Annotated in this window: 20 protein-coding genes; 8 read left to right on the forward strand and 12 right to left on the reverse strand. The window is 46.6% G+C overall.

The annotated features are described in order from the left end of the window. Positions 1-31: 31 nt before the first annotated feature. Both BKE30_RS11795 and BKE30_RS11800 read right to left on the reverse strand, forming a co-directional pair. Entirely contained in the window at positions 32-361 is a 330-nt protein-coding gene (locus tag BKE30_RS11795; protein WP_076878790.1) for a YbaB/EbfC family nucleoid-associated protein, read from the reverse strand. 44 nt (positions 362-405) lie between these two features. Beyond that, positions 406-1599: an O-succinylhomoserine sulfhydrylase gene (locus tag BKE30_RS11800; RefSeq protein WP_076878854.1), complete on the reverse strand. Its 1194-nt coding sequence runs from the start codon at positions 1597-1599 to the stop codon at positions 406-408. A 364-nt stretch (positions 1600-1963) separates the two neighbouring features. Between BKE30_RS11800 and BKE30_RS11805 the strand changes: the two genes are divergently transcribed. The 3 genes from BKE30_RS11805 (at position 1964) to BKE30_RS11815 (ending at position 4526) form a co-directional block, all read left to right on the forward strand. After that, positions 1964-3097, forward strand: coding sequence for an alpha/beta fold hydrolase (locus tag BKE30_RS11805; RefSeq protein WP_227518398.1), 1134 nt, complete (start codon positions 1964-1966; stop codon positions 3095-3097). 71 nt (positions 3098-3168) lie between these two features. Next, on the forward strand, positions 3169-4044 hold the full coding sequence (locus BKE30_RS11810) for an NAD(P)-dependent oxidoreductase (RefSeq protein WP_076878791.1): 876 nt from the start codon (positions 3169-3171) through the stop codon (positions 4042-4044). Between the two features lie 65 nt (positions 4045-4109). Next, on the forward strand, positions 4110-4526 hold the full coding sequence (locus BKE30_RS11815; RefSeq protein WP_076878792.1) for an HIT family protein: 417 nt from the start codon (positions 4110-4112) through the stop codon (positions 4524-4526). A 61-nt stretch (positions 4527-4587) separates the two neighbouring features. Here the strand turns inward: BKE30_RS11815 and BKE30_RS11820 are convergent, their stop codons facing one another. From BKE30_RS11820 to BKE30_RS11830, 3 genes are all read right to left on the reverse strand, one after another. Further along, a complete protein-coding gene (locus tag BKE30_RS11820) occupies positions 4588-5382 on the reverse strand; it encodes a hypothetical protein (protein WP_076878793.1) in 795 nt (264 codons plus the stop codon). Positions 5383-5410: 28 nt separating this feature from the next. Beyond that, the gene (locus BKE30_RS11825) at positions 5411-6094 is read right to left on the reverse strand and encodes an acyltransferase (RefSeq protein ID WP_076878794.1); all 684 of its coding nucleotides are present in this window, start codon (positions 6092-6094) and stop codon (positions 5411-5413) included. A 62-nt stretch (positions 6095-6156) separates the two neighbouring features. Continuing rightward, a complete protein-coding gene (locus BKE30_RS11830) occupies positions 6157-7869 on the reverse strand; it encodes a glutamine--tRNA ligase/YqeY domain fusion protein (protein ID WP_076878795.1) in 1713 nt (570 codons plus the stop codon). 211 nt (positions 7870-8080) lie between these two features. On the opposite strand from BKE30_RS11830, the gene BKE30_RS11835 reads away from it, so the two are divergent. Further along, complete coding sequence (locus BKE30_RS11835; RefSeq protein WP_076878796.1) at positions 8081-8590, forward strand: peptidylprolyl isomerase; 510 nt, start codon at positions 8081-8083, stop codon at positions 8588-8590. A gap of 39 nt (positions 8591-8629) precedes the next feature. Then, complete coding sequence (locus BKE30_RS11840) at positions 8630-9382, forward strand: UDP-2,3-diacylglucosamine diphosphatase (RefSeq protein ID WP_076878797.1); 753 nt, start codon at positions 8630-8632, stop codon at positions 9380-9382. Positions 9383-9490: 108 nt separating this feature from the next. Here BKE30_RS11840 and katE read toward each other — a convergent pair whose 3' ends face one another. The 5 genes from katE to BKE30_RS11865 form a co-directional block, all read right to left on the reverse strand. Continuing rightward, a complete protein-coding gene (gene katE / locus BKE30_RS11845; RefSeq protein ID WP_143253723.1) occupies positions 9491-11638 on the reverse strand; it encodes a catalase HPII in 2148 nt (715 codons plus the stop codon). A 312-nt stretch (positions 11639-11950) separates the two neighbouring features. Then, a complete protein-coding gene (gene fba / locus BKE30_RS11850; RefSeq protein WP_076878799.1) occupies positions 11951-12991 on the reverse strand; it encodes a class II fructose-bisphosphate aldolase in 1041 nt (346 codons plus the stop codon). Between the two features lie 157 nt (positions 12992-13148). Continuing rightward, on the reverse strand, positions 13149-13592 hold the full coding sequence (locus BKE30_RS11855) for a hypothetical protein (RefSeq protein WP_076878800.1): 444 nt from the start codon (positions 13590-13592) through the stop codon (positions 13149-13151). Positions 13593-14190: 598 nt separating this feature from the next. Then, entirely contained in the window at positions 14191-14568 is a 378-nt protein-coding gene (locus BKE30_RS11860; protein WP_076878801.1) for a hypothetical protein, read from the reverse strand. A gap of 25 nt (positions 14569-14593) precedes the next feature. Continuing rightward, positions 14594-15787 (reverse strand): phosphoglycerate kinase, encoded by a 1194-nt coding sequence (locus tag BKE30_RS11865; RefSeq protein ID WP_076878802.1) that lies wholly within the window; start codon positions 15785-15787, stop codon positions 14594-14596. Between the two features lie 196 nt (positions 15788-15983). Here BKE30_RS11865 and BKE30_RS11870 point away from each other — a divergent pair, with 196 nt between their 5' ends. Both BKE30_RS11870 and BKE30_RS11875 read left to right on the forward strand, forming a co-directional pair. Next, positions 15984-16367 carry a DUF2237 family protein gene (locus BKE30_RS11870; protein WP_076878803.1) on the forward strand — a complete coding sequence of 128 codons (384 nt, stop codon included), beginning with the start codon at positions 15984-15986 and terminating at the stop codon, positions 16365-16367. Next, a complete protein-coding gene (locus tag BKE30_RS11875; RefSeq protein ID WP_076878804.1) occupies positions 16357-16962 on the forward strand; it encodes a Maf family protein in 606 nt (201 codons plus the stop codon). The genes BKE30_RS11870 and BKE30_RS11875 overlap by 11 nt, the downstream gene beginning before the upstream one ends. A 100-nt stretch (positions 16963-17062) precedes the next feature. On the opposite strand, the gene mnmG is transcribed toward BKE30_RS11875, so the two are convergent. Further along, complete coding sequence (gene mnmG / locus BKE30_RS11880; protein WP_076878805.1) at positions 17063-18940, reverse strand: tRNA uridine-5-carboxymethylaminomethyl(34) synthesis enzyme MnmG; 1878 nt, start codon at positions 18938-18940, stop codon at positions 17063-17065. A gap of 165 nt (positions 18941-19105) precedes the next feature. On the opposite strand from mnmG, the gene yiaA reads away from it, so the two are divergent. Next, entirely contained in the window at positions 19106-19543 is a 438-nt protein-coding gene (gene yiaA, locus BKE30_RS11885; protein WP_076878856.1) for an inner membrane protein YiaA, read from the forward strand. Between the two features lie 109 nt (positions 19544-19652). Here yiaA and BKE30_RS11890 read toward each other — a convergent pair whose 3' ends face one another. Then, the gene (locus BKE30_RS11890) at positions 19653-20525 is read right to left on the reverse strand and encodes a bile acid:sodium symporter family protein (protein WP_076878806.1); all 873 of its coding nucleotides are present in this window, start codon (positions 20523-20525) and stop codon (positions 19653-19655) included. Between the last annotated feature and the right edge of the window lie 152 nt (positions 20526-20677).

The raw sequence follows: 20677 nt of genomic DNA on the forward strand, positions 1-20677 counted from the left end.
GACATAGTCATCCTGCGCTATAAATCCTGAATTAAAACAGGCCTGCCATTCCCGGTGGAAGTCCCATGCCACTATTGGCTTTTTGCATGGTTTCTTCTGAAACAGTTTCAGCCTGACGTACTGCATCATTAATGGCGGCGGCAATTAAATCTTCAATGATGTCTGCTTCGTCTTTTAGTAACTCGGGATCAATCTGAAGACGCTTTACCACAAAACGTCCATTCATGGTCACTTTCACCAGACCGCCGCCAGCTTCGCCTTGCACTTCGGTCTGTGCCAGTTGTTCCTTGGCCTTCTTGATATTGACTTCCATATCTTTTTGCATGCGTTGTGCTTGCTGCATCAGCATATTGATGTTCATGTCATAACTCCTGATAAATAAGAAATAAAACGGATTAAATGGATTTAAACCAGCTGGTCAAGACCACGCGCCAAGTCAGCTTTGATATCATCAATATCTTCCAGACCTACCGATACGCGCAGCAAGCCTTCTACAATACCTGCCGCAGCTTTAGCTTCGGCGGGTAGCTTGCCATGCGTTGTCGTGGCCGGATGCGTAATAGTAGATTTAGCGTCACCCAGATTACCAGTAATGGAAATAAATCTGGTCTGGTCAATGACGGCCCATGCACCATCACGCTCGCCTTTTACAATAAACGATACTATGCCGCCGAATGCCCGCTGCTGCTGTTTGGCTAGCGCATGGCCGGGATGACTTTCCAGACCACTATAAAATACTTTTTCAACCGCAGGATGGGCTTGTAACCAGTTTGCCAGTTGCAATGCACTTTTTGAGTGCGCATCCATCCGCAGGCGCAGGGTTTCAAGTCCCTTAAGGAATACCCATGCATTGAACGGACTCATGCTGGGGCCACAAGTACGAATTACTGCAAATACTTCTTCAAGTAACTTGGCATTACCCACCACAGCGCCGCCGAGCGCACGGCCCTGCCCATCCAGATATTTGGTTGCAGAATGAATAACCAGATCAACACCAAATTTTAGCGGTTGCTGTAAGGCTGGGGTACAAAAACAGTTGTCTACAGCCAGCAGAATATCATGCTGATGGGCCAGACTGGCCAGTACAGTTAAGTCAGCCACTTCCGACAACGGATTACTGGGAGATTCACAAAAAAACAGTCTGGTTTTGCCCGGCTGGATGGCATTTTGCCACTGGTTCAAATCTGTTAAGTCAACAAACGTAATATCCACGCCAAACTTGCGCATGTATTTGTCAAACATGGCGGTAGTAGTACCAAATACCGCACGCGAACACACGACATGATCCCCAGCCTTGAGAAACGCCAGCGCTGTTGCCAGAATGGCGCCCATCCCGGAAGACGTGGCCACACAGCGCTCGCCCCCCTCCAGTGCGGCCAGTCGTTCTTCAAACATGCGCACGGTAGGATTGGTAAAACGCGAGTATATATTGCCCTGCTTTTGGTTGGAAAAGTAAGCCGCAGCATCCGCAGCACTTTGATAGACAAACGAAGAGGTTAGAAAAATAGGTTCGCCATGTTCGCCTTCATGCGTGCGATGATGGCCAGTACGCAATGCAATGGTGTCAAAATGCTGGCTTTGCTGCTCCTGATCCGGCACGGTACTACTAAATGTATTAGGCTCAAAATCAGGCGATTGACTCATTTTTTCTCTCGAAGTGCTTAAAAACACATGAATAAAACAAAGGGTAATTGTGAGAGCGGCAAACCTACCCGTCAAGGTTAAATTATTAGAAAATTGCTATTTAGCTGGGATGAGTTCCTATTGAAATTGACAAAGAATTGGATAAGTCAGCAATTGATGGTTTTGAAAATACAAATTGTCAATAAAGCCAAATCTTCAGCGGCTGTATCGGTTTAAAATTAGCGCTATTGTATTATATGACAGGTTATCGCATATAGCCTTTGAAGCTATTGTGGTTTACCTGCTGTATCCCGTTACAACATATTCCTAGAGTTCTGCCATGTCCAATTTGTTTAAACCCAAGGCATTCACCTCAAAACCCAAGCCGTTGAAATCCATGAGCCAGTTACGCAAGAATCCACGCCTGATTAATGCCTATGACCGGTTGTTTAACAAGGCGCCACTGGTGCAATCTGGCAGAACGGCTTATCAGGAGGTTTATCATGATGGGCTGGCGACTTTGCGCTACTATGCGGCTGCAGCCAATGCCTCTAAAAAATACCGGGTTCCGCTGGTATTTGTTGCACCGCTGGCCATTAATATGGAAATTTATGACCTGTTTAATGACCGTTCGCTGGTTAGCTATTTTACAGCACAGGGCTTTGACGTTTACCTGATGGACTGGGGTAATCCATCACGCAAGCATGCAAACCTGAATTTTGAGCATTATGTGCTGGAGCTTATGCCAAACATGCTGGCTCAGGTGCGCCAGCACAGTGGCCAGCAGCAGGTTACATTGCATGGCTGGAGCATGGCTGGTGTATTTACTTTGCTCTATGCAGCAGCCACCAAAGACCCAGACATTAAAAATATTATTATTCTGGGCACGCCAATTGATGCCTATGCATCTGGTGGTATTGGCAGGCTTTATCGCCATGCCGGAAACAGCTTCCGCTGGTTACAGAACAAAATCGGTCTGCATCCGCGGCAGTTGCCAGCGCCATTGTTGCACTCTCCCGGCTGGTCAAATGCCCTGGGATTTAAGTTGCTTGACCCGGTTGGCACCCTTAAAGGCCATATTAACCTGCTCCGTCAACTGGATGACCGCAAGGCTGTTGAGGCACACGCCACGCTGGGTTCATTTTTAAACAATATGGTGGATTATCCCGGTGGCATAAATCGCGATATGCTGCTAAAAGTATGGATGGAAAACAGCTTGAGCCGTGGTGAGTTTCCAATTGGTGGCAAGACCGTTTATCTCAAAGACATTCATGCTTCGCTACTGGCAGGTGGTGGACGCAATGATGGCATGGTCACTGTCGACTCTGTACGTCCGCTAACCCGTCTGCTGGGGACTGATGACACAACCTTTACCACCATTGCTGGTGGCCATGTGGGGTTAATGAGTAGCCAGCAGGCGGCCACAGAATTCTGGCCACTGATGGCAAACTGGCTGTCAACACGCTCAAGTTAGGCTTGCAAAGACTGCTTTTTGTTGATTAGTCTTGGCGGCACCTTAACCAGATTTTCAGGAAAAAGTGGGTAATGACGATCAACTCTGTTGCATTTATTGGGCTGGGTGCCATGGGATGGCGCATGGCTGCACATCTTCCCAAAGCATTTGCTGATGTGCGGGTTTGGAACCGGACATTTAGCAAGGCACAACAACATGCAGCAGAATTTGGCACCCGGGCTGTTAGCATTGAAGACGCGGTACAAGCCGATATCATTTTCTCCTGCCTACCCACCAGTAGCGAAGTTGAAACCCTGATCGCCGAGCATTTGCCCAAGGCTGGCAGTATCTGGGTGGATTGCACCAGTGGTGAGCCCACCTCAGCACAATACCTGAATGCACACTTGCAGGCCCGTGATGTGGCTTTTCTGGATGCCCCGGTTTCAGGCCAGACGATTGGTGCAGAAAAAGGCACTTTAACAGTCATGGTGGGGGGTAATGCCAATGCCCTGTTACGTGCTCGTCCTGCCATTGAACCCTTTGCCGGCTTGATCCAGCATGTGGGTGACAGTGGATCGGGATTTGCAGTCAAAGCCGTCAACAATATGCTACTGGCCGTTAACTTATGGGCAGCGGCTGAGGGCTTTAGTGCCCTAAAAGCACATGGTGTAGATATGCAGGGTGCACTGGCCTGTATTAATGCCTCTAGCGGCAAAAGCAATGCCACTGAAACCGTTTTGCCACAGCGGGTTTTTAACCGCAGCTTTCCCAATACATTTGCCTTAAATTTGCTGGCCAAGGATGCAGGTATTGCCCTTGATCTGGTGCAGCGAGCCAAACTGCCTGCTCCGGTTTTAGCGCTCACCCAAAGCCTGATTCGCGCGGCCAGCGACACCTCAGCCAGTGACAGCGACTTTTCAGCAGCAGTCAAAATGCTGGAACGCTGGACCAATATTGAATTAAGCTAACCAGTTATTTTTTAAATTTTTTCAACCCTGTTACTACTGTTACCCCAAAATAAAGGAGCCTTGCCATGGCTTATGATGACCAGAATATTTTTGCCAAAATTTTACGTGGTGAAATTCCTTGCACCAAGGTGTATGAAGATGACAAAACTTTAGCCTTTATGGATATCATGCCGCAGGCTGACGGGCATACACTGGTAATTCCCAAGGAACCAGCTGAAACGCTAATGGATCTATCTGCCGATTCAGCAGCTTATACCATCAATATTGTACAAAAAGTGGGCAGTGCCATTAAAAAGGCATTGGGTGCAGAAGGTATTGTGCTGATGCAACTGAATGGCAGCAAAGCCGGACAAACCGTACCGCATATTCACTTTCATTTAATCCCAAGTTCCATTCATGAACTGGGCAAGCATGCCACACAAATGGGTGATCAAGAGAAAATCAGGCAGTTGGCTGAAAAAATCTGCGCTGAGTTGGTTTAAAAGTAGGAGCTTATAATGACTGATTTATTGGATCGGCCATTATAAGCGCCTTTAAATTATTTTAATTTTTTGTGGTGCTAGCCGTATTCAACTTAAAAACAGATAATCTTAAAAATATAGGCAAGCGAAATATCAGTTGCAAACTTAAAGCACTGATTATCGCAATAATAACTGGCCACCAAAACCCATGACTCTGCCATGTAATAGTAAGAATTAGAAAAAACAGACTCAATGAACATAAGCCCTTTACCATGCCGCGATATAACTGTGTGACGGCTGCGGCACCCTGACTACGATGGGTAAATATCGCGAGCACCGAGCCAATCACTGGAAATACTGCCAGTATGCCACTCCAGTTGCCGCCCAGTAATTGCGCTGATTGCGTTACTGCAAGGGTTAAAACAGCGCCTGATATTAATCGTAGCGGTAAATCCTTCAAAGTGCTTGAACCCATTGGCTCAAATGAAACTTTCGGCAATAAAACAGGTGTCAGTACAATAGCTATTAAAGCCAAAATCACTGCAAAAAAAGGTGTCAAGGTTAGTTGTGCCAATAAAAATGCGGTAGCCAGCCAGACCAAAAGCGACAATGCGTAAGTCACTGGCCAGCTTTTTGACAAACTCAGCCAGCTATAGGCTAAGCCAAAAGCCAATAATGCAACTACTGAAACAATGGCAGAAGTTGATGCAACAACGCCAAACGCCTGTCCCTGCTCTAATGCCAGAAATATAACAATTGGCCCGGCAACTATCGGCAAACCACCCAGCAGGCCTGCCAGTTGCGCACCCCATTTTTTTCCAGCCAAGGTAACCAGTGCAATAAATAAAGGCACAATAGTCAGTTTTAAAAGCAGCATGATTTTCCTTATATTTTATAGTAATGTTTTAAAGATATATTATTGAATAATAAAAACTTAAGCCAGTAAATGCACTAAAGTTATTTCTTGTCGCGCCGATCCCCGTTTTTTTGGCAGGACTGCCCGCCATAATGGCATAGGCTTCTACATGACGGGTAACGGTACTGTCCATTCCAATAACAGCAAAGTCCTCAATATTGACACCATCAACCACACCAACATTGGCTCCCAGCCAAACATCTTTTCCAATCTGAATTCCGGTTGAACTAACGGCCTGCTCATGAATGGTACTGTCGAGTTTCATGCCATGATTAAACGCATAGATATGGCAATAGGCAGCCAGTCTGGCATTGTCGCTAATATGAATACCCTTGCGGCCGCCATCCAGCGTGCAATGATGATTTAAGGCCACTTGTTTGCCCAGTGTAATAGGGCCATGCAGCACACAATCGGCTGCAATAAAACTACCATCACCAATAATAATATCGCGGTTTGGCTCGGCAAACAGGTGTGCATCCGGTGAAATAAAACAGTCCTTACCAATCTGCACGCTTTCCATGCTTTGCAAATAATCCTGATATTCCTGCTGCCATGCCTGCGCCCATTCCTTGTGCTTGGGCTTTAAACGCCAGTATAGCCATGGCATGTAGCTTAAGCGGTTTTTATGTTGCTCACGATATTTAAGCAATGGATCAGAAGATTCTACTGTCATCAGTTAAAAGACCAAAAGCCTCCCTTCAATAAGGGAGGTTGGGAGGGTTCAGAAGTAAAAATCTAACTCGGCTTGTAACTATCTCTTAAATCCAGAATCCGGTTAAACACGGGTTTATCCGTAGTGAAGTCTTTTTCATCCGCCACAAAATAGCCTTCACGCTCAAACTGGAAACGGTCACCGGCACTGGCCTGTGCCAATGAGGGCTCAATCACTGCCTGTAATACTTTGACCGATTCAGGATTCAGGTTTTGCATAAAGTCATCACCTGCTTCGGGATTTGCATTGGCAAACAGTCGTTCATAAACACGCACTTCGGCAGGAACACCTTGTGCACTGTCTACCCAGTGAATCACGCCTTTCACCTTACGGCCTTCAGGATTTTTGCCCAAAGTATCTGGGTCAATGCTGCATTTTAGCTCAACCACTTCACCGCTTTCATCCTTGATCACCTCATTGCACTTGATGACATAGGCATGACGCAGGCGCACTTCGCCATCAGGAATTAGGCGCTTAAAGCCTTTTGGCGGTACTTCGGCAAAGTCGTTTTTATCAATGTAAATCACGGAAGACAAAGGAATATCACGCTCGCCCATATCCACATTGGGGTGACGAGAATGATGCAGAGTCATATTTTCCGGCAGATTGGTAAGTGTTACCTTGAGTGGATTTAATACGGCCATAGCGCGTGGTGCAGTATTTTCCAGCGACTGACGAATACAGAATTCCAGCAAGCCAATATCCACTACGCCATCGGCCTTGGATACACCGGTACGCTGGCAAAAATCCCTTAAGCCTTCAGCGGTAAAACCACGACGGCGCATTCCTGCTACGGTAGGCATGCGTGGGTCATCCCAACCTTGTACCACGCCATCATCTACCAGTTTTTTTAGCTTGCGCTTGCTGGTTAAGGTGTAATCTACATTCAGGCGTGAAAACTCAATCTGGCGCGGTTTGGCCTGAGTGTCTACCTTAGAAATAATCCAGTCATAAAAAGGACGGTGATCTTCAAATTCCAGCGTACACAGTGAGTGGGTAATGCCTTCAATCGCATCAGATAATGGATGCGCATAATCATACATGGGATAAATGCACCACTTGTCACCCGTCTGGTGATGATGTGCCTTTAGCACGCGGTACAATACCGGATCACGCAGGTGTACGTTGGGGCTAGCCATGTCAATCTTGGCACGCAACACCGCAGCACCTTCGTTGAACTCACCGGCGCGCATTTGTTCAAACAGCTTGAGGTTTTCTTCCACTGTCTGATCACGGTTGGGCGAGTTGGTGCCTGCTTCAGTAAAGCTGCCACGATTGAGCTTGATTTGCTCTGGCGTTTGCAAATCCACATAGGCATCACCCTGCTGAATCAGTTGCAGCGCCCAGTTATATAGCTGGTCAAAGTAGCTAGAGGCATAGCGAATCTCACCATTCCAGTTAAAGCCTAGCCAGTGAATGTCATTTTTAATATTGTCAACATATTCCTGTTTTTCGGCAGACGGATTGGTGTCATCCAGACGCAGGTTACACAGGCCATTATTTTCAATGGCCACGCCAAAATTCAGGCAAATGGACTTTACATGGCCAAGGTGCAGGTAACCATTGGGTTCTGGTGGAAAACGTGACACAATCTGGCTGTGTTTGCCGCTCGCCAGGTCATCTGCAATAATCTGGCGAATGAAATCCAGACCGGCCTGTGCTTGCTGCTGTTGTGGTGCGTTGGAAGTGTTTGGGGTCAAGTCAGGCATCGCAGTGGCAGCATCATTTGGCTTCATATGGATCACACACAGAATAAAGGGTTAGGTACGAAAATTGAAAAATCTACTCGCAAATCTTGAAAATTTCGTCAAAACTATGCCTCTCTATTTAGGGAAACTTTCGTTTAGACAGCAATTTCTCGGTTTACTCGCCATGCAGTTTACCGTTTGCGTCTTCATCACTCAACCAATTCAAACGGCTTTTGCCGCACAACCTGGAGATACAGCAATGAGTCACCCACAAGTTGAGTTAAATACCAACAAAGGTCGCATTGTATTGGAGTTAAATAGCGATAAAGCCCCAAAAACTGTGGCTAATTTTTTGTCTTATGTGAAAAGCGGTCATTATGATGGCGTGATTTTCCATCGCGTGATTGACAACTTCATGGTACAGGGCGGCGGTATGGATGCCAACTTCAAGGAAAAGCCAACCCGTGATTCAATTGAAAATGAAGCAGACAACGGCCTGACCAATGAAGAAGGCACCGTGGCAATGGCTCGTACCAATGCACCGCACTCTGCCAGCGCCCAGTTTTTCATCAACGTGAAAAACAACACTTTCCTGAACCATACTGGCAAAACACCACAGGGCTGGGGTTATGCAGTATTTGGTAAAGTGGTTGAAGGCATGGACGTGGTAAATACCATTAAAAAGGTAAAAACCGGCAACCGTGGCTATCACTCCGATGTACCGGTTGAAAACATTGTGATTGAATCTGCCAAAGTAATCAGCGAATAAGCTGGCTGCTGACCATGCTTTTTTGTCTAGAGCAATCCCGTGCAACAACTGTTTATTGCTGATTTACATTTGTCCCCTAATCACCCTCGCCTTGTGCGGGGGTTTTTAGATCTACTGCAACACTATCGTACCGAGGTTGATGAGCTATACATTGTAGGCGACTGGTTTGAAGCTTGGTTAGGCGATGATGACCATTCGGCTTGGCTGGATAACATTGTTCATGCCTTGCAAGTATTTACAGCCAGCGGTAGCCGGATTTTTTTTATGCATGGTAACCGCGATTTTGCACTGGGCCAGCAATTTATGCAGCGCTTTGGTGGCCGGTTAATTACCAAACAACGTATTACTATTAAAAATAACAACTTAAGCGTCGCACTGGAACACGGTGATGCCCTGTGTACGGATGATATTTCTTACCAGCGCTTTAAAAAAATTATTCGCAATCCATTGGTTATGTATACCCTGCTACACTTGCCATTGTCATTACGGCGCAAGGTTGCCCAGCAAGCCCGGCAAAAAAGCAAAGCCAGCCATCAGCGCAAGTCTGCCTATATTATGGATGTGAATGAACAGGCCGTCGCAACTGTCCTGAATCATCATGACATTTTGCTGCATGGCCACACCCATCGTCCAGCTATTCATGAATACAACAATGGCAAAAAACGAATTGTTCTTGGCGACTGGCGTGAGCCTGAATCAACAGCAGGATTAGCAACAGGTTTGTCCTATGGCAGCGCCATGATTGCCCTACTGAATGAACACGGCTTACAACTGATTGAATGGAAGTTCTAACCTATAGCTCTTAAGTAATAAGCCCTAAATAACAATTACTACGCACTATCTATTACCCCATAAAAAAACCAGCCTGAGTTGGGCTGGTTTTTTACCACACTTAATAAATCAGGCTGGAACCATTTTGGCCAGTGGTTCACGTGCCCACACCCGATGTTTTAACAAGCCCTGCTTTAACTGATCCTGCACACTGGCAAAATCGTTTCCGGTTAATGTACCCTCGTCTGGCGTCAGGCGGAGCTGCTCTAGCAATTGGGCATTGTCACCCAGCAATACCAGTGGTTTCAAATGCTTGTAGGTTTCCAGCAGATAATGCAAGCCTTCACCATTTTGCTGCATGGCTGCAATATCATCGCCATCTACCACCACAACGGCATCAAACATAATAGACGGCATGCTATCCATTGCCGCATCCACTTTAAGCATTTCACCCTTACTGGTTTTAACCGGTGCCGGACTTGGGCCAACCAGCTTGATCACCGCCATTTCTTTTAGCGCCCAGTTTAAAATAGTTTCAACGGTATCGGCATTGACGCCATTGCTCACTAGCACAGCAATCTTGCGTGCCTTGATATCTTTGGGCAAAAAGCTCATCTGGCTTAATGCCGGTGAAGCTTGCATATTAATTTGTGGTACCTCCACCGTACCTTTAGCGGGTGGCTCAACACCCAGATTCATTGCAACTTTTTTGGCCAGTTCCAGATCAATATTGGCCAGAATTTCATTGACCGTGCGCTCGCGAATCCATTGACGCTCTACCTTGCCCAATTCAAAACTATAGGCATCAATCACATGTTGCTGTTCAGGCGCGCTCAGGCTCTTAAAGAACATGCGGGCCTGCGAGAAATGATCCCCAAATGATGGACTGCGCTGGCGAATCTTGTGTCCATCCACGCGCTCCTGATAGGTTTCAAAACCACCCTGAGCTGCTGCTGGCGGGGTTTCACGTGGCCAGTTGTTATCAATGGAATTGGGGTTGTACGACGCACGCCCCTTGTTAATGGTTTGACGATGGAAGCCGTCGCGCTGATGATTGTGGAAGGGACATACCGGCCGATTAATTGGAATCTCGTGGAAATTTGGTCCACCCAGACGCAATAGCTGGGTATCCGTATAAGAGAACAGACGGCCCTGCAATAAGGGATCATTGGTGAAATCAATACCGGGCACAATATGCGCTGGACAAAACGCCACCTGCTCGGTTTCAGCAAAGAAATTTTCCGGATTACGGTTAAGCACCATTTTACCCAGTGGAATTACTGGCACCAGTTCTTCAGGAATAAGTTTGGTCGCATCCAGAATGTCAAAGTCAAATTTGTGTTCATCTTCCTCTTCAATCACCTGAACACCCAATTCCCATTCGGGATACAGTCCAGCTTCAATACATTCCCATAGATCACGGCGTTGATAGTCCGGGTCTTTACCCGCCAGTTTCTGTGCTTCATCCCACAGCAGCGACAGAACACCTTGCAACGGCTTAAAGTGGAATTTCACAAAACGGGCTTTGCCTTCTGCATTAATAAAGCGGAAAGAGTGAACGCCAAACCCCTGACGGGTACGGTAATTAACCGGAATAGCGCGGTCAGACATCTGCCAGGTTACATGGTGGGCAGTTTCCGGTGTTAAGGATACAAAATCCCAGAAAGTGTCATGTGCAGACTGACCAGTTGGGATTTCATTGTGGGGTTCAGGCTTTACTGCATGAACCAGATCGGGAAACTTGATGGCATCCTGGATAAAAAATACTGGAATGTCATTACCGACCAAATCATAATTACCTTCTTCGGTATAAAACTTCACGGCAAAGCCACGGGTATCGCGTACCGTGTCCGATGTACCGCGTGGGCCTTGTACGGGTGAGAAACGCACAAACACCGGGGTTTGCTTGCTGGGGTCTTGCAAGAACGCAGCTTTTGTTAGCTCGGCATGATTCTTATAAGGCTGGAAATAACCATGTGCTGCGGCACCACGCGCATGCACAACCCGTTCTGGAATACGCTCATGGTCAAAATGCGTCATCTTTTCACGGAATAAAAAATCTTCCAGCAAGGAGGGGCCGCGCGTACCCGCTTTTAAGGTATTTTGATCATCTGCAACTTTAATGCCCTGATTACTACGGAGTGCTTCATTGGTAGCATCTGCCTTATATTGCTCCAACTGTTCATTTTTTTCTGAAGTATTTTGCCGATCAGTCGTATCAGTGCCAGCCAGTTCACTTTTAAAGGCGTCATTATCTGTTTGTGGATTCTTAATCATCATTTGCTCCAGTGCGATGGGTTTTTGTGCCTAATAGCCAGTGGCTTTTTCTAGGCATGTTATGACCTGTCTGTATTGCCAGCGCTATGAATAAGATAAATTGAAAGATCGTTCAATATGCAGGTACAGCTTCATAACACATCACAACAGGAAGCACGGCTATAACTACAATGCTGTTATACAAGATACGTTTGGCTACATTGTTAAGCTTTAATTTTAAAAAGATTATTTAGCTATTTTAATTAATGTTTCAAATAAAAAAACCCGCAGGCCAACAGGCTACGGGGTTTTTTAAGGCTTCTTTAGAACTGCTTATTTGCTGTAACGATTAACCATTTTTTCTAGCGAAATAGGATTAATCTTGCTGGCATTACCTGCTGTACCAAAAGCTTCATAGCGTGCAACACAGATTTCCTGCATAGCGGTAATGGTCTTGGCAAAAAACTTGCGCGGATCAAATTCGGCCGGATTGGTGGCCAGTTCACGACGGATTGCGCCTGTAGAAGCCAGACGCAGGTCGGTATCAATATTGATTTTGCGCACACCATGCTTAATGGCTTCTACCAGTTGCTCTACCGGAACACCGTAGGTTTCCTTAATTTCGCCACCGTACTGGTTAATAATCGCCAGCCAGTCCTGGGGTACAGAGCTGGAACCATGCATCACCAAGTGGGTATTTGGAATGCGGGCATGAATTTCTTTAATACGCTCAATAGCCAGAATGTCATCAGTCGGTGGACGGGTAAACTTGTAAGCCCCATGACTGGTGCCTACCGCAATAGCCAGTGCATCCACACCTGTATCTGCAACAAACTGGGCAGCTTCTTCCGGATCAGTCAGCAACTGGGAATGATCCAGTATGCCTTCTGCACCTACACCGTCTTCTTCACCAGCCATGCCGGTTTCCAGACTGCCCAGACAACCAATTTCACCTTCAACCGATACACCACAGGCATGGGCAATTTCAACCACACGACGGGTTACCCGCACGTTATAGTCATAATCAGTTGGGGTTTTGCCGTCTTCACCCAGTGAACCATCCATCATAACCGAGCTAAAACCCAGTTGAATGGAGCGCTGGCAAATATCAGGACTGGTACCATGATCCTGATGCATAACTACCGGAATATGTGGCCACTCTTCAATGGCAGCCAGAATCATATGGCGTAAAAATGGTGCACCGGCATACTTGCGGGCACCGGCGCTGGCCTGCACAATCACCGGAGAGTTGGTCTGGTCTGCCGCCATCATGATGGCACGCATTTGTTCCAGATTATTTACATTAAAAGCAGGAACCCCATAATTATATTCAGCTGCATGGTCAAGCAACTGGCGCAAGGAAATCAGTGCCATATTATCCTCCAGAAAATTAGGCCAATTCTAACGTGTGTCCAGCAATATGTCAGTGATATTAAGAATTTTTATTCTTGATGATTCAATTTTTAAAACAAACAAAAAGTACTAAAACAACAAATCCCGTAGCAAGTACGGGATTTGTATTTACTGTCAGTTAGCGGGCGCTATTGTCAGTAGTGTTGCCACTGGTGGCGGCAGCAGCAGCTTCGTTGGCTGCTTTAGCAGCAGAGTTGGCCGCATCAGCAGCAGACTGCGCAGCATTGGCAGCAGATGAACTGCCAGTACCTGCAGTAGCAGTTGTACCTGTTGCAGCAGTACCCGTAGTAGCGGTTGTGTCAGTAGCAGTAGTATCACCCATACCCGTTGTAGTGGTGTCACCCATGCCAGTAGCAGTGGTATCTGTTGTGGCCATACCGGTAGTATCGGTAGTGGTGGTGTCAGTCATGGCACCATCAGTGGCAGTAGAAGTTGTAGCACCCATGTCAGCGGTAGTTCCAGCAGCAGTGGTGTCAGTGGTTCCTTCAGCATTGTCACGGTTGCTACAGGCACCCAGAGCCAATGGAATAGTCAGCGCAGCAATTAATAAAGCATGTTTCATAAATCACCTCTTAAAGAATCTAAATTATTTATCGGTATAACCCTGGCCTGTAACAGCAGGTTTTCTCTTAACCGATAGACCTGCGGAAACTTCACCAGCTTGATTGCAACTTGGTATTTATCAATCGCAGACAGGTTAGCATTGGCATAATTGATCGAAAAGCCCTCACTGTCTGTAATTTCTTATGCAAATGTTGAAGTTCGGTTAAGCATTTTGTAGTAAAAAAATTAACGAATACTAAGAAGCTACTTATTAATTCGCCTTGTGGCAGTAGGTTTACATGGTTTTGTAAGTTTTTTTATTCAAGTTATTTTTGCCTAATGATGCATTGAACAAGCCTAAGGTTTTTAATAATAATATGACTTACGCTTACAAACTGTTAACTACAAGATTAACCAAGGGCCTGTTTTAAAGACCAAAAGGTATTAAGTATATTAAGTATTGGTAAAAATTCAGCAGGTAATTACTTACTGCTACCTGCTACCAAGCGCTTCCCTCCACTTGAAGTGCATAGCCAGATATTAGTCATACTGGATGTAATGCATCTACAAAAACATAAACCCTGCTCACTGGCAGGGTTTATGTCTACAGGGACTAATTAATCCCTTTTGGCATCAGCAGTTTCTTCTGCGGCATTCGCCTCAGCTTTTGCGGCCGTGTTATTAGCTGCCTCAGCGGTTGCATTGGCGGCATCAGCAGCAGAACGGGCAGCAGCAGCCTGCGCATCATCAGCAGCGTCACCTACAGCATCAGCAGCGTTAATGGCAGTGCCTGCAACTACAGCACCAGCAGTTTTAGCTGCTTCAGCAGTTTGGGCAGCCGCTTCGCGGCTTTCCTGCTCGGCACGCTCAGCAGCAACGCTTGCATCCTGAGCAGCAGAATCGGCCGTTGCTTCAGCATGTTCCTGAGTACGCTCGCTACAAGCAACCAGTGAAAAAGGAATTGCCAATGCAGCAATCAGTAGAAAATGTTTCATAAATCACCTCACAAACCAAGTGGTATTAGTTATTGGAATAACGCTCGGCTAATATAGCAACCGCTGGCAGGACCTTGCCTTCAACAAACTCCAGAAAAGCGCCACCACCTGTTGAAATATAACCAATCTGATTAGATACTTCATATTTATCAATCGCTGACAGCGTATCACCCCCACCCGCAATGGAAAAGCCTTCACTGTCGGCAATTGCCTGTGCAAGTGTTTGAGTTCCGTTACCAAAAGCATCCACTTCAAATACACCAACCGGGCCATTCCACAGGATTGTTTTGGCATTTTTCAGTAAGGCAGCAAACTGCTGAGCAGTTTGTGGGCCAATATCCAGAATCATGTCATTGTCGCCAATATCGCCAACATTTTTGGTTACGGGCTGGCTGCTGGTCACAAAGTCCATAAAATCACCGTTAAGCTGGCTGGCATCAGCAACTACTACATCTACAGGCAAAGGCACGTCTACCTTGGCCGCAATGGCTTTGGCAGTATCGAGCAGATCTGCTTCATACAGTGACTTGCCAACATTATAACCTGCGGCAGCCAGGAAAGTATTGGCAATACCCCCCCCTACAATCAGCTGGTCACAAATGCCGGACAGGGAATTTAATACATCCAGTTTGGTTGACACCTTGGAACCAGCAACAATGGCAACCATAGGTTTTTCCGGGGCCTGCATGGCACGGCCCAGTGCATCCAGCTCGGCAGCCAGTAACGGGCCTGCTGCTGCAACCTTGGCCAGACGGGCAACCCCTTCAGTCGATGCTTCAGCACGATGCGCTGTACCAAAAGCATCCATAACAAATACATCACACAAATTGGCATATTGCTGCGACAGTTCTGCGCTGTTTTTCTTTTCACCCTTGTTAAAGCGTACGTTTTCCAGCAGCACAACTTGCCCCGGATTCACTTCCACGCCATTTAGGTAGTCAGTTTTTAAGGCAACGGCCTGACCCAGTGCATCTGACAAATACTGCGCAACCGGCGCAAGGGATTGTTCTGCTTTAGGCTCGCCTTCAACCGGACGGCCAAGATGGGAGCATACAATAACTGCCGCACCCTGCTGTAGTGCCTGTTGAATAGTTGGCAGTGCCGCGCGCAGGCGTGCATCACTGGTAATGTGTCCATTTTTGACCGGAACGTTTAAATCTTCGCGGATCAGAACTCGCTTGCCGTTTAAATCAAGATCGGTCATACGTTGAAAATTCATTTAATCTCTACCCTTTATCACGAAATGATTGCCAAAATAATTGGCGCAAATGTTAAAGCAAATCATTACGGGAATCTATGTTTCAATTTACGAAGAAATAATGAAATTTTGCGAAACGAATTGGACAAATTACGTATAAAATCCTATTGTCTAGACAGAGAAGTCTACCCTTTCAGGTTTTGGATCTATTTTAACCATGTCAATAAACCCTGTTCCTTCGCAGAATATTCGAAACGTTTTGGGTGAGCGTTTGGCAAGCTGCTGCTTCGACCCGATTACTGGTTTTTTTCGTGATGGCTTTTGCCATACCGGTCCTTATGACCTGGGCCAGCACACGGTATGTGCACAGATGACCTCAGAGTTTTTAAATTTTTCCCAGCAGGTTGGCAACGACCTGAGTACACCATTACCGGAAATTGGTTTCGATGGCTTGCAGCCGGGTGATTTCTGGTGCATTTGCGTAACACGCTGGAAAGAAGCGTATGATGCCGGGGTTGCTCCCCCGATCAAATTACAAGCATGCCATGAACGGGCGTTGGATTTTATATCACTGGAGGTGCTGCGTAATTATGCGATCTGATCAATTTCGGCCACCCATTATTCTGGCCTCAACCTCAAGCATTCGGCGCCAGCTGTTATCACGCCTCAATGTTCCCTTCGATGTGATTTCCCCAGAAATTGATGAATCGCCTTTTGAACGAGAAAATGCGCAAACCCTGTCCTGCCGTCTAGCGGAACAAAAGGCAGCCACCATATCAGCGCAGTTTCCGCATGCACTGGTAATTGGCTCTGATCAGGTGGTATGGATTGAAAGTGAACCTCATATATTTATTGGCAAACCGTTAACCGCAGCCCGGGCCTATGAGCAGTTGCGCATACTTTCTGGCAAGCTGGTGCATTTTGAGACTGCGGTAAATGTGCAGTGCCAGCAGCTCAATATTAATCGTACCGAACTGATCCGTTTTCTGGTGCATTTTCGCAACCTCAGTGCCGTTGAAATCCAGCGTTACGTGGCTTTTGACCAGCCATTTAATTCAGCAGGCAGTATCAAGGCGGAAAGTCTGGGTATTAGCCTGTTTGAAGCCATGCATGGTGAAGACTTTACCGCGTTGATGGGTTTGCCACTTATCAAGCTTAGTCAGATGCTGCGTGAAGTGGGCTGGCAAGTGCCTTAATTGTTTTGGCCTAAAGATTACAGCATTAAAAAAAGCCCTTTTAGACTTTAAAAGGGCTTTTTTAATATACCTCGTTACAACGCGGTCTGGGTAATCCCAATTAACTGGCGCGTTTTAAGCCCTGCTTTTTCAACGTCACCATCAGCAAATGGACGGCTGCTGGCGTAACACCAGGAATACGGCCAGCCTGTGCCAGACTGGCTGGACGCACATCTTTAAGTTTCTGGGTAATTTCACGGGACAAACCAGAAACTGCATCGTAGTCAAAATCAATTGGCAATAAACTTTCTTCCAGTTTTTTCAGTTGCGCCACATCATCCTGCTGACGGTCAATATAGCCGGCATACTTCACTGCAATTTCAATTTGCTCGCCCACCAGTTGGGTCACGTCTGAACCCGTTAGCTCGGCAATCTGACCAAAGTTCACATTGGGGCGCTTCAATAAATCAATGGCGCTACACTCCTTGCTGAGCACCTCGCCAGTTTGCTCAACAAAACGCTGACCCAGCTTGTTATTAGGCGCAGCCCACAAAGCTTTAAGGCGTGCGGTTTCTTTTTCAACCGCTTCCATTTTTTCACAGAAATGCGCCCAACGCACATCATCCACCAGTCCCATTTCACGCCCAATGGCAGTCAGGCGCTGGTCGGCATTATCTTCACGCAGCATCAGGCGGTATTCGGCCCGACTGGTAAACATGCGGTACGGTTCTTTGGTGCCCAAGGTAATCAGGTCATCGACCAGTACACCCATATAGGCCTGATCACGACTTGGTGTCCAGCCATCCTGATCCCACGCACGGCGCGCTGCATTTAAACCTGCCAGCAGGCCTTGTGCGCCTGCTTCTTCATAACCGGTTGTCCCATTAATTTGCCCGGCAAAAAACAGGTTATTAATAGACTTGGTTTCTAGCGTTGGCTTAAGGGCCTGTGGATTGAAATAATCGTATTCAATGGCATAGCCGGGACGCAGGATATGCGCATTTTCCATGCCCTTGATAGAACGAACTAGCTTAAACTGAATGTCAAACGGCAAGCTGGTTGAAATACCATTAGGGTATAGCTCGTGGGTGGTTAAACCTTCTGGCTCCAGAAAAATCTGGTGGCTGTCCTTATCACTAAAGCGATGGATTTTGTCTTCAATAGATGGACAATAACGCGGCCCTACGCCTTCAATGACACCGGTATACATGGGTGAGCGATCCAGACCACTGCGGATAATATCGTGGGTTTGCTCATTGGTATGCGTAATGTAGCAGTTGATTTGCTGCGGATGCATGGATACATCGCCCATAAACGACATGACAGGCGTTGGTGTGTCACCCGGTTGCGGCGTCATGACTGAAAAGTCTACTGAACGCGCATCAATACGCGGTGGTGTGCCAGTTTTTAAGCGACCAACCGGTAAATCCAGTTCTCGCAAGCGGTCTGCCAGTGCAATGGATGGCGGATCACCTGCACGGCCACCACGCGACTGTTGTAGCCCTACATGAATCACGCCGCCCAGAAATGTACCCGTGGTAAGCACGACTGATTTGGCATCAAAGCGGATGCCCATTTGCGTGACGACGCCTTTGACTGTATCACCCTCAACCACTAAATCATCAGCAGCCTGCTGAAAAATATCCAGATTGGGCTGGTTTTCCAGAATCTCACGAATAGCAGCCTTGTACAAAATACGGTCAGCCTGTGCACGGGTTGCCCGCACCGCTGCACCTTTACGGCCATTGAGTACCCGGAACTGGATGCCACCTTTATCAGCTGCCAGTGCCATTGCACCGCCTAGCGCATCAATTTCACGCACCAGATGCGATTTGCCAATGCCGCCAATGGCAGGATTGCAGCTCATCTGTCCTAAAGTTTCAATATTATGCGTGAGCAGCAGGGTTTGTCGTCCCATGCGTGCAGCAGCCAGCGCGGCTTCAGTACCGGCATGACCACCGCCAATTACAATCACGTCATACGCTTTAGGATAATGCATCTTGATGTCTACAGGCTAAAAAACAGGCGACAATTATAGTCTACTTTTGCTATTCACCATAGTGATAGTTAATGGGTGTCATGGCAATTTTGCTGCGAAATATTTTTGGACAACAGCTTGGCATTTATGTCATATATCATATTAATAAAAACGGGAATAATCATGATGACTACAATCACCAATCGTCCTACGGCTGCGTTTATAGGTGCCAGCTGGATTGCCTTATTTGCAGGTGCTTTCGCTTTTTGCATTGGATTATGGAATGCACCGCTTTCCCTGCATGAAAAAGGCTATTATTTGATAGTGATCTTGTATGGGCTATTTTCAGCGGTTTCCCTGCAAAAAACTGTGCGTGACCAGCAAGAGAATATTCCCGTCACCGGAATTTATTTTGGGTTGTGCTGGGCTTCGGTGGTCATTTGTATCGCTTTGCTGGCGGTAGGGTTATGGAATGCTCCACTGGCCTTAAGCGCCAAGGGTTTTTATACCATGGCCTTTTTATTAGCCTTATTTGGTGCAGTGGCGGTACAGAAAAATATTCGCGATCTGGTGCATTATCAAAAAAATATCCCTTCTTCCTATGCTCCTGACCAGCCCGATTAATTTTTTTTAACCTATTGCAGCCGTTGCTATTCCTTAACATAAAAAAGCCTGCCGAATTTAAGCAGGCTTTTTTATGCTCTATCCATCAGGATTGTTGCATTGAAGTGGCCTAGACAGAACCTGCTTTATTAAGCTTGCCCCGGCTAATAATAAAACCAAAAATTGCCGCAAAAATAAACATGATAATAGAGTAAACCGCAGCAGGAATGGCAACTGTCATGTTGTTCATCAGGCTAAGCGCAATTGTCAGTGCCAGCGTGCCGTTATGGATGCCAATCTCAAAAGCACTGGCGCGTGCCTGTGCCTCGGAAATTCCAAAAAACCGCGGTATGAAATATCCCACACACAAACTGAGAATACAGAAAACCGAAGTCGCAATACCCACCTCAAATAAATAGCCCATCAAATTGGCTTTTTCCTTGAGAAGCGCTGCAAAAATCACCAGTACCAACAGCACAACTGAAAAAATCCGTACCGGTTTATCCATCCGATGGGCAAAATTTGGCGCATATCTGCGAATGACCATGCCAATAGCCACAGGCACAATTACGATCGCAAATACCTGTAAGACTTTGGAAAATTGCAGCCCAAGCTGTTCATCACTATTGAGGAAATAACGGCTGGCCCAGTTAACAATCAGGGGCAAGGTAAAAGCCGCCAGAATAGAATTGATAGCAGTAAGGGTAATGTTTAAGGCAACATCCCCCCGGAACAGATAGCTATACAAATTGGCAGTGGCTCCACCGGGTGAGGCCGCAAGCAACATCATGCCCAGTGCCAGTAACGGTGACAGGTTAAGTACCTGTGTAATAACAAAGGCCAGCCCTGTTAGCACCACAAGCTGGCAGACCAATGCAATAATAACGGCCTTTGGATGCTGTGCAACACGGGCAAAATCCTTGAGGCTAAGCTCAAGTCCCAAACCCATCATGACGACAGCCAGTGCCAGCGGCAGTAGCTGTACAATTATATTTGATTCCATTCCTGTGCTTCCTTGTGTTGGCTTTTTTGATTCTCCCAAACTGCACATTAGCAAACACTGCCATACAAGAACAATCTAAAAAATAGTCTTGAACACTCGCCCATAAAAAAACCCGTCAATTGACGGGTTTTGCAGGCTACAGCGACAACACT

This window comes from Alkanindiges hydrocarboniclasticus, assembly GCF_001982605.1.
GTDB lineage: Bacteria > Pseudomonadota > Gammaproteobacteria > Pseudomonadales > Moraxellaceae > Alkanindiges > Alkanindiges hydrocarboniclasticus.

What these genes read in the sequence shown, in the direction of transcription:
- BKE30_RS11865 (WP_076878802.1), bottom strand. Translation starts at nt 15,787, where the DNA reads ATGAATTTTCAACGTATGACCGATCTTGATTTAAACGGCAAGCGAGTT.
- BKE30_RS11855 (WP_076878800.1), bottom strand. Translation starts at nt 13,592, where the DNA reads ATGAAACATGCTTTATTAATTGCTGCGCTGACTATTCCATTGGCTCTG.
- BKE30_RS11810 (WP_076878791.1), top strand. Translation starts at nt 3,169, where the DNA reads ATGACGATCAACTCTGTTGCATTTATTGGGCTGGGTGCCATGGGATGG.
- mnmG (WP_076878805.1), bottom strand. Translation starts at nt 18,940, where the DNA reads ATGCATTATCCTAAAGCGTATGACGTGATTGTAATTGGCGGTGGTCAT.
- BKE30_RS11875 (WP_076878804.1), top strand. Translation starts at nt 16,357, where the DNA reads ATGCGATCTGATCAATTTCGGCCACCCATTATTCTGGCCTCAACCTCA.
- BKE30_RS11860 (WP_076878801.1), bottom strand. Translation starts at nt 14,568, where the DNA reads ATGAAACATTTTCTACTGATTGCTGCATTGGCAATTCCTTTTTCACTG.
- BKE30_RS11830 (WP_076878795.1), bottom strand. Translation starts at nt 7,869, where the DNA reads ATGAAGCCAAATGATGCTGCCACTGCGATGCCTGACTTGACCCCAAAC.
- yiaA (WP_076878856.1), top strand. Translation starts at nt 19,106, where the DNA reads ATGACTACAATCACCAATCGTCCTACGGCTGCGTTTATAGGTGCCAGC.
- katE (WP_143253723.1), bottom strand. Translation starts at nt 11,638, where the DNA reads ATGATTAAGAATCCACAAACAGATAATGACGCCTTTAAAAGTGAACTG.
- fba (WP_076878799.1), bottom strand. Translation starts at nt 12,991, where the DNA reads ATGGCACTGATTTCCTTGCGCCAGTTGCTTGACCATGCAGCTGAATAT.
- BKE30_RS11805 (WP_227518398.1), top strand. Translation starts at nt 1,964, where the DNA reads ATGTCCAATTTGTTTAAACCCAAGGCATTCACCTCAAAACCCAAGCCG.
- BKE30_RS11795 (WP_076878790.1), bottom strand. Translation starts at nt 361, where the DNA reads ATGAACATCAATATGCTGATGCAGCAAGCACAACGCATGCAAAAAGAT.
- BKE30_RS11825 (WP_076878794.1), bottom strand. Translation starts at nt 6,094, where the DNA reads ATGACAGTAGAATCTTCTGATCCATTGCTTAAATATCGTGAGCAACAT.
- BKE30_RS11820 (WP_076878793.1), bottom strand. Translation starts at nt 5,382, where the DNA reads ATGCTGCTTTTAAAACTGACTATTGTGCCTTTATTTATTGCACTGGTT.
- BKE30_RS11835 (WP_076878796.1), top strand. Translation starts at nt 8,081, where the DNA reads ATGAGTCACCCACAAGTTGAGTTAAATACCAACAAAGGTCGCATTGTA.
- BKE30_RS11890 (WP_076878806.1), bottom strand. Translation starts at nt 20,525, where the DNA reads ATGGAATCAAATATAATTGTACAGCTACTGCCGCTGGCACTGGCTGTC.
- BKE30_RS11870 (WP_076878803.1), top strand. Translation starts at nt 15,984, where the DNA reads ATGTCAATAAACCCTGTTCCTTCGCAGAATATTCGAAACGTTTTGGGT.
- BKE30_RS11815 (WP_076878792.1), top strand. Translation starts at nt 4,110, where the DNA reads ATGGCTTATGATGACCAGAATATTTTTGCCAAAATTTTACGTGGTGAA.